The sequence below is a fragment of the Wolbachia endosymbiont of Ceratosolen solmsi genome, from assembly GCF_017869155.1.
Taxonomy (GTDB): Bacteria; Pseudomonadota; Alphaproteobacteria; order Rickettsiales; family Anaplasmataceae; genus Wolbachia; species Wolbachia pipientis.
Genome location: NZ_CP054598.1, coordinates 482,458 through 490,709, shown reverse-complemented (window position 1 = coordinate 490,709; position 8,252 = coordinate 482,458). Strand labels below are relative to the sequence as shown.

Genomic DNA, 8,252 nt, shown 5'->3' with positions numbered 1-8,252 from the left:
ATTTTCCTAATACACTATCCCTTATTCCTAGATCTCTTGCTACTTTTGCAACTGGTTGACCTACCTTTCTTTGTTCATTTGTCAGCTTAACAGCTTCCAATTTGAATTCTGCCTTATATTCTCTTGCCATTTCTAATCCTCCAAAATTTTATTTTACCCGAAAAAACTCCTTTCTTTCTCTCCACTTTTTCTGGGTAAGGTCAAGAAGCCTATTGTCTAATTATGTACCTAAATTTTATTACGGCACTTTCACTACTACTTTAACGAGTGAGCTACCTTTCTATAAAAGACCTATCGACTGTTGCAATTATAGGCGTAAACAAGAATGATAAAAGAGTACGAGATTGAGTAACTATGTACACTTCTGCTGGCATACCAGGGTATAGGTATACGTTTTTAAACTGAGCAAGCTCTGGTTTTGGTATCACTACACGTACTGAATAATAACGCCCTAGCCTTGGATCATCAAGGGCATCGGGAGAAATATTGCTTACTATACCATTAATTAAACTTAAACGACGTGCACTGTAAGCACTTAAACGAACTTTAACCTTTAGCCCTTCTAGCCCATCAATAGAGACTATGTTGCTATCTTTCTTTTGTGCTGACAGTATCTCTTCTATGTTTCTGGTCTGAATTTTAGCATCTATTATTAGGTCATCATCCGATGGCACTACGCTCATGATCGGAACTCCAGATTGTATAACACCACCTTCAGTATGGTATCTTATATCTGTGACTATCCCATCTTGAGGCGATTTAATTATTGTACGTGCTAATGAATCTTCAGCAACCATCAGTCTCTCTTTCAAGTCTGCAATAGACGTACTAACTTCCTTAAGTTCAGCGTTTGCTCTTTCTTGAGAATCATTTCTCACGTTTATAATTTCTAATTCGTTCTCTCCAATTTTTTGCTGCACTTGAGATATTGCAGAACGGTAATGTCCAACTCTGCCTTCAATTTCAGCAAACTGCTTTTCTAAAGCTAAAATGTGTGGTTTGCTTATATGGCCACTATCAAGTAATTGTCTTTTTGTTTCCAACTCCTCAGTTATCAAGTCATATTGCTTATGAGCTGCATTTAGTTGAAAGTTTAGCCCCGCTAATTCATCATTTAACTGCTTTATACGTTGTTGCAGTATGTCTGTTTTTCCCAATATGCTCTTTCTCTGAGAGTTGAACAACTTTACTTGATTCTTTATCGCTTTATTTACAAGTTCATCGTGAGATAATTTTTTAACCTCATCAGGAAACTCGAGCGTGTCCAAATCTACTCTGATTGCAAGAAGCCTTGCTTCTGTTGCTAAAAATGATAATAGCTTCTCTTTGATGATACTTAAATTCGCCTTCTCGTTAACATCACTCAACAAAACTAGAGGCTCATCTTTTTTAACTGCTTGACCCTCTTTTACTAAAATTTTGCTTATTATTCCTCCGCCCAAGTGTTGAACTATTTTTCTATTTGAAGATACAATAACTTCTCCACTTGCATGCACCGCACCGTCAATTGGAGCTATAGCCGACCAAATACCACCTATCCCAAAAAAGATGAGTATTACTACCAGACCAAAAAATAGTGGTCCCCACGTTACTTTCAGGACTTCATTTACGTTATTACTTTCGCGTTTTAAAATAAAATTTATCACTGCATCAATCAATGCAAACGTCTTATCCAAAAATTTTGGGTACTTCTTCTTTTTATTTTTTGCTCCTTGCATATTTATATTATCACCATGGCCAATCAAGCCTGTCAAAGAAAATCCAGCGCTAAGCTTTTTTAACTTACTTATCATAATACTACTGTGAATTTGTGTTAACTCAAGATAACACACAAAAACAAAGAATCTATAATTTAAGCATTCCATTTAGACTGTAGAGCACCAGAATAAACTATTTAGTAACAATTCCTGCATCAACTATGTTTTTAAAATTTTTTGACGTTTAACTTTATTATAACTTTTTCTTTATTTTGTGAATATCTGAGTTACTTATATTATGTAAGAAATCTATTGCCAACTAGTCAATATTCTGTTAGGAATTAAGATAATATAAAGTTATTATGCTTAAATTGGAAAGCAGAAAGTTCCTGATTACTGGCGCATCAGGCGGAATAGGGCAAGCAATTGTAAAAATTATGCACAAAGCCGGAGCAACTTTATGTATTTCTGGCACAAAAAAAGAAGTGCTCGAAGAAGTTGCTAAACAATATGAAAAAAACATGCATGTACTCCCTTGTGATTTATCAAATGCTGAGGAAGTAAATCAACTAATAAATAGAGCAAGTGAGCTGATGGAAGGCTTTGACGGGCTCGTATGCAATGCGGGTATTACGCGAGACAGTTTATTATTGAGAATGACAGATGAAGCATGGCAGAAAGTAATTGATATTAACTTGAGCTCTACATTTAAGCTGAGTAGAGAAGCATGCAGAAAACTAATTAAGAATAATTGGGGAAGAATTATAAATATTTCCTCAATAATAGGGCTGACAGGAAACGCCGGGCAAGCAAATTATGCGGCGTCTAAAGCTGGAATAATAGCTATGAGCAAATCCATAGCAAAAGAAGTTGCAAGTCGTAATATAACAGTAAATTGTATTGCTCCTGGGTTTATAGATACTAAAATGACTGAAGTTTTAAATGAAGGACAAAAGGGAAAAATATTAGATAATATTCCAATGAAAAGAATGGGAACAGGGGAAGAAATAGCAGCAGGGGTCTTGTTTTTAGCAAGTGATGAAGCAAAATATATAACAGGGCATGTGCTTAACATTAATGGTGGGTTATTTATGTAGCAACACTTATGTATGGACAAATTATAATTTTTACTTTAAAATAAAAATATGTGTAGGTTTAGGTTTGCGTTAATTTATTATTTAGAGGCAAAAAAATGAGCTCTATAATAGGATTTTTTGGTGTTTTGTGTGTAGTATTGCTTTTCTCTTTCTCAGGTTATGCAGATAACCCTGGTGTTGATATGGATGACACAACTAAAGTAATATGCAATATTATTGGTTATGTTTGGGGGATAGGCGGTCCACTTATGACGGTAGTAATAATTGGTGCAGCTTTGCTTGCAATATTTGGCAGGATGCCGTGGCCAGCCCTCTTTGCTCTTGGCATGTTCTGTGGTGTATTTTTTGGCGCTAAAACTATCATAACGAAAATTATGCCCAACGTAAGCGATGAAGCAAAAACTATGTTGGAAAAGTGTGGACAAAAATAATCCAAAAAGTGCAGAAATGCTTTTTTGTTATCCATTAAACCGCTTCATATCTTCAACTTGCAACAAATAAGGGCTATCTTTTGGTAGAGTTTTAACAGCTAACTCAGCGTATTTCATAAATTGCTTTAAATCACCTTCAATACAAGCCTTTTTTGTCAAGGCAAAATAATGCATTGCCGTATCAGCTTCACATTTATATGCAATGCTTAAATATTTCCAGACAAAAGCGTTATTTGGTTCTACATTCAAAATCTGCTCCAGGTAAAAAATCGCCTTTTTTGCATCACCGTGTAATAATAAAGTATGAGATAATGCAAGTTTCACTAAATAACTGTTTTTCTCAGATAAATACCTAAGCGATTCCTCATACATTTTTATTGCTTCACTTAAATTTCCGGCCTTGTATAGCATTTCTGCTTTTAATTCATATAGGTATTGATCACTGTGTGATTCTTGAATCAATGAGTTAACTTTAGCAATAGCCTCTTCTATCTTTCCTTGCCTATAGCAAACTATAGCATTTACATACTCAGAATTATCTTCATATTTATTAGATAACACATGAATAGGAGCAAAGAAAGAGTCTAGCTTTGCAACCACACGCTCAAACTTTAGTAACTTATCCGCAAAAATTGGTTTTACGTTGTTTTTAACCTTATAATTTTGTACAGCAAATATGCGTTTCTCACTAAGTGGGTGAGTGCGGAAATATTCCTCGGTGTTCTCATGCTCAATACTTTTAAAATAATCAAAAATCTCTTTCATACCTGAATTATCATAGCCAGATTCATCAAGATACCTTAAAGCATAGCTATCTGCTACACTTTCTTGCTCTTGAGAATAGTTAAAAAATAGCCTTGAACTAAACGCTACACCACTAAGCAAAATTGCACCAGCAACCTGAGGGTTAATGATAATACTAGAAACTAATCCTACCATATAACTAATCATTGCTATCGATTGAAAATAACCCATAGCACTACTCATTTGCAATATATGACCAGCAGATATGTGAGCAATCTCATGTGCTAATATACCAAGCAGGACATAAGGTTTAGCCGAATATTGTAAAAGTCCTAAATGAATGAAAATACTGTTATTGTTAATTACAAAAGCATTAATCGAATTGTCATTAATTATAAAAACTTTTATTTGCTCATGATCAATATCCGCAGCAGAAAATAAAGGTTGCGCTAGCTCTTTCACTATTGCTTCCACTTCACTATCTCTAATAATGTTAATAGAGTAAGCATTATTACAATATGCAAAAAAGAACAATAAGGTCAAAAACTTAGCAACTCTAAACATGAAAATTCTGTGCTTGTATAATTTATAGAAATCCTATATTTTAACACTTAAATTATACAAATTTATAAACGCTAGTTTAAATTTTTAACGTAACTGATAAGTTTGTCGATGGTAGTTAACTTAATTTTATGTTGTTCAGCAAATTTAAGTAACTGAGGTAAGCGCATCATAGAGCCATCATCATTCACTAATTCACAAATAACTGCTGAATGATCAAACCCTACTAACTTCGCCATTTCAACACTCGCTTCAGTATGACCAGCACGTTGTGCCACCCCACCTTTATGTGCAATTACAGGAAAAACATGACCTGGAGTTATGATGTCATCCTGAGTACCATCCTTGTTGATAGCAGCATGTATAGTTTTCGTTCTATCCTCTGCTGAAACACCGGTTGTAATGCCATAACGTGCATCAATTGATGTAGTAAATGCGGTATGATTTTCACCAATATTTTTCTTTTCCATGAAATTAAGGCCCAACCTTTTCATGTGAAATTTAGTCATTGCTAAGCAAACAACCCCTGTACCGTACCTAACCATAAAAGCCATATGTTCCGGCTTTATTTTCTCAGCTAAGACAATCAAATCGCCTTCATTTTCTCTATTTTCATCATCAACTAAAATGAATAATTTACCGGAACGAGCATCCTCTAATACATCTTCCACAGAAGAAATACCTGGTAGACTCATTGAAGCATAAGTGGCCTGTACCATAATAATTTACTTAAATTCAATCTTAACTATTTTATACAATTTCTCTCCATTTGGCACTGTCACTTCCACATATTCACCGACTTTTTTGCCGATTAAGGCACTCCCAAGTGGTGAACTAGTAGATATTAACTGCTTTGAAACATCAGCTTCATATTCGCCTACAACCTTATAAACATATTCCACTTCACCGTTATTATCACTTAACATGCTTAATGTCACAGTTGCACCAAACATTACTGAATCACCAGACAAATTTTTTACTTCTATTACTTCCGCATGTGAGAGCTTACTTTCTATCTCCATTATACGGCCTTCAATAAAACCTAACCTTTCCCGTGCTGCATGATACTCTGCGTTTTCAGACAAATCACCTTGATCACGAGCATCAGAAATAGCCTGTATCACAGAAGGTTTTTCTTCCTTTAATTTTTCAAGTTCGGCTTGCATATTCTCAAAACCTTCCCTCGTCATAGGAAATTTATTAATAATGGATGAAGCCATAATCACCACCTAAACGCAATTAAATTGAGTAACGAAATTACTCACAATGTTAAAAATATCACCTTTTATATCATCACTCATGTCATTTGACAACTTTTTTAAAACCCCAGGGTGTACAGTATGAAAATAATTAATAAGATCATGTTCAAATTTATTAATGTAACTTATTTGTATTTTACTTAACTGATTATATAGGTTAGAAAAAATATACATCAGCACTACTTGCTCTTCTATTGACATAGGTAAATGTTGTTTTTGCTTTAATAACTCGACAAGATATTTACCCTTATTCAAGGATAATTGAACACTAGCATCAAGATCAGAACCAAATTTTGCAAAATCTTCTAATTCTCTATACTGAGCTAAGCTTAGCTTTATAGAACCAGCAACTTTCTTCACAGACTTTAGTTGTGCAGCAGAACCAACCCGTGAAACTGACAAACCTATATTTACTGCAGGTCGAAATCCTTTATAAAATAATTCAGACTCAAGAAAGATCTGCCCATCGGTAATTGAAATAACATTTGTTGGCACATATGCAGATACATCACCAGCTTGAGTTTCGACAATTGGCAAAGCAGTTAAAGAACCCTGCCCTTTTTTATCAGACATTTTAGCAGCTCTTTCAAGCAAGCGAGAATGTACATAGAATATATCTCCAGGGTAAGCTTCACGACCAGGAGGACGTCTGAGCAATAAAGACATCTGCCTATATGCCACAGCATGCTTAGATAAATCATCATATATAATCAAACAATGCATTCCATTGTCACGGAAAAATTCCCCAATAGTGCAACCAGCATAAGGTGCTAAAAATTGCATAGGCGCGCAGTCAGATGCACTAGCCACAACTACAGTTGTATACTCTAATGCTCCGCTTTCTTTCAGCTTATTTACCACTTTTGCTACTGTTGAAATTTTTTGCCCAATAGCAACATAAACACAGTAAACTTTTTGATTTTCGTTTACCTCATCGTTAATCTTCTTCTGATTGATAATAGTATCAAGCGCAATAGTAGTTTTACCAATTTGTCTATCACCAATAATTAATTCACGCTGCCCTCTACCTATTGGAATTAGCAAATCTATAATTTTAATTCCTGTTTGCAGTGGCTCATGCACAGACTTACGATCAATAATGCCTGGCGCTTTAGATTCTATATCCATTCTGTTTTTGGCTCTAATTTCCCCACCGTCGTCCATAGGATGGCCCAACGCATTTACAACTCTCCCTAACAATTCATGCCCTACAGGCACCTGCACAACATCACCACTACATTTTACAACGTCCCCTTCTTTCACATCACGGTCATTACCAAGCACAACTATTCCAGCCGTATCATGATCTAAATCGAGAACTATTCCTTCTACACCACTTGCAAAAAATACCTTTTCACCGAATTTTGCTTTTTCCAGCCCATAAACCAATGCGATACCATCTGTTACTGAAATTACTTCACCTATATTTTCCCGCTTTATAGGATTATCAAACGTCTCAACCTTTTCTCTTATTATACTTGCTATCTCAGAAACATTCATACTGTTCTTCATACAAAATTCCTTACTTTTAATATTTCCATTTTACTTAAGTCAACTAACCTATCCAAGTAACTTTTTAGCGAAGCATCGATCAAATTAAAACCATACCTAACTACGAAGCCACCTAGTATAGAAGGGTCAACCACATTGCTTACTTTTATTATTTTACCAAGAAAGCTCAAAGATTCAGTAATTATTTTTATATCAGATTCCTTTAAAGTTTCTGCTGACTTTATAGTAATTTCGAATTCATTTTCATTTTCTCTTGCAAGACTTAAGAATTTTTCTAATATAAGGATCAATAAACTAGAGCGTTTATTTGCAAATATAACCATAATAAATTTTACTAAATTCTCACTCAAGTGCTCATTTATAGAAAGCATCACTTCTTTTTTGTGTGCAAAAGAAATCATAGGATGAGATAGGTACACAAAAACATCACGTTGATCCTTAAAAAAAGCCAACAAAAATTCTACTTCTTTCCTTATAATACCTAACCTGCTTCCTGAGACATGAAATAGCACTCTAGCGTAAGATGAAACTAAATTATTGTATTGGGTCTTTTTCATATTAAATCCAGTAAATCTAAATTAATTCAGCTACAAATCTTTCATTCTTCAATCCAAGCATTTTTTATATAAACAGGTCTTCTCTTTAAGGAAAGAAAATATAAATCATATCTGACTGAATAATCTAAAAAACTAAGGTTTTTACTTAAGAAATACTTAGAAGAATTTATAATAGACTGACATTGAAGATGAGATATCGGTATTTCTTTTCCAAGTAAACTTGTTTTAACTTCTATAAAAATCAGCTCCTTTTTTTTAGATACAATTAAGTCAATTTCACCGAACTTACAACGGTAACGGCGTTTTATAACATTATACCATTTCAGTTTTAAATATACTAAAACTAATAACTCGCCAAAGTAACCTACAAAGTAGCGTAACCTACTTACCACAA

The 8,252-nt window shown here is 34.3% G+C and carries 9 protein-coding genes; 2 read left to right on the top strand and 7 right to left on the bottom strand.

Annotated elements, in window-relative coordinates:
* Nucleotides 1-272: 272 nt before the first annotated feature.
* On the bottom strand, nt 273-1,793 hold the full coding sequence (locus HUB95_RS02450; protein WP_174516815.1) for an HlyD family type I secretion periplasmic adaptor subunit: 1,521 nt from the start codon (nt 1,791-1,793) through the stop codon (nt 273-275).
* 266 nt (nt 1,794-2,059) lie between these two features.
* On the opposite strand from HUB95_RS02450, the gene fabG reads away from it, so the two are divergent.
* Both fabG and HUB95_RS02440 read left to right on the top strand, forming a co-directional pair.
* Entirely contained in the window at nt 2,060-2,794 is a 735-nt protein-coding gene (gene fabG / locus HUB95_RS02445; RefSeq protein WP_015589136.1) for a 3-oxoacyl-[acyl-carrier-protein] reductase, read from the top strand.
* Between the two features lie 95 nt (nt 2,795-2,889).
* A complete protein-coding gene (locus HUB95_RS02440; RefSeq protein WP_007550269.1) occupies nt 2,890-3,225 on the top strand; it encodes a TrbC/VirB2 family protein in 336 nt (111 codons plus the stop codon).
* Between the two features lie 27 nt (nt 3,226-3,252).
* Here HUB95_RS02440 and HUB95_RS02435 read toward each other — a convergent pair whose 3' ends face one another.
* The 6 genes from HUB95_RS02435 to HUB95_RS02410 all read right to left on the bottom strand — a co-directional run bounded on the left by HUB95_RS02435 (nt 3,253) and on the right by HUB95_RS02410 (nt 8,250).
* Nucleotides 3,253-4,533, bottom strand: coding sequence for a M48 family metalloprotease (locus HUB95_RS02435; protein WP_209452497.1), 1,281 nt, complete (start codon nt 4,531-4,533; stop codon nt 3,253-3,255).
* Nucleotides 4,534-4,604: 71 nt separating this feature from the next.
* A complete protein-coding gene (gene ribB, locus HUB95_RS02430; RefSeq protein ID WP_007549343.1) occupies nt 4,605-5,249 on the bottom strand; it encodes a 3,4-dihydroxy-2-butanone-4-phosphate synthase in 645 nt (214 codons plus the stop codon).
* A 6-nt stretch (nt 5,250-5,255) separates the two neighbouring features.
* A complete protein-coding gene (gene greA / locus HUB95_RS02425) occupies nt 5,256-5,750 on the bottom strand; it encodes a transcription elongation factor GreA (protein ID WP_007549342.1) in 495 nt (164 codons plus the stop codon).
* Between the two features lie 9 nt (nt 5,751-5,759).
* Nucleotides 5,760-7,301 (bottom strand): F0F1 ATP synthase subunit alpha, encoded by a 1,542-nt coding sequence (atpA, locus tag HUB95_RS02420; protein WP_012673176.1) that lies wholly within the window; start codon nt 7,299-7,301, stop codon nt 5,760-5,762.
* On the bottom strand, nt 7,298-7,858 hold the full coding sequence (atpH, locus tag HUB95_RS02415; protein ID WP_010962742.1) for an ATP synthase F1 subunit delta: 561 nt from the start codon (nt 7,856-7,858) through the stop codon (nt 7,298-7,300). Before atpH ends, atpA begins: the two co-directional genes overlap by 4 nt.
* 41 nt (nt 7,859-7,899) lie before the next feature.
* Nucleotides 7,900-8,250, bottom strand: coding sequence for a YraN family protein (locus HUB95_RS02410; RefSeq protein ID WP_012673177.1), 351 nt, complete (start codon nt 8,248-8,250; stop codon nt 7,900-7,902).
* Between the last annotated feature and the right edge of the window lie 2 nt (nt 8,251-8,252).

Bases quoted from the DNA above. Each gene is read 5' to 3' on its own strand.
- HUB95_RS02450 (WP_174516815.1), bottom strand. From the start codon at position 1,793: ATGATAAGTAAGTTAAAAAAGCTTAGCGCTGGATTTTCTTTGACAGGC.
- fabG (WP_015589136.1), top strand. From the start codon at position 2,060: ATGCTTAAATTGGAAAGCAGAAAGTTCCTGATTACTGGCGCATCAGGC.
- HUB95_RS02440 (WP_007550269.1), top strand. From the start codon at position 2,890: ATGAGCTCTATAATAGGATTTTTTGGTGTTTTGTGTGTAGTATTGCTT.
- HUB95_RS02435 (WP_209452497.1), bottom strand. From the start codon at position 4,533: ATGTTTAGAGTTGCTAAGTTTTTGACCTTATTGTTCTTTTTTGCATAT.
- ribB (WP_007549343.1), bottom strand. From the start codon at position 5,249: ATGGTACAGGCCACTTATGCTTCAATGAGTCTACCAGGTATTTCTTCT.
- greA (WP_007549342.1), bottom strand. From the start codon at position 5,750: ATGGCTTCATCCATTATTAATAAATTTCCTATGACGAGGGAAGGTTTT.
- atpA (WP_012673176.1), bottom strand. From the start codon at position 7,301: ATGAAGAACAGTATGAATGTTTCTGAGATAGCAAGTATAATAAGAGAA.
- atpH (WP_010962742.1), bottom strand. From the start codon at position 7,858: ATGAAAAAGACCCAATACAATAATTTAGTTTCATCTTACGCTAGAGTG.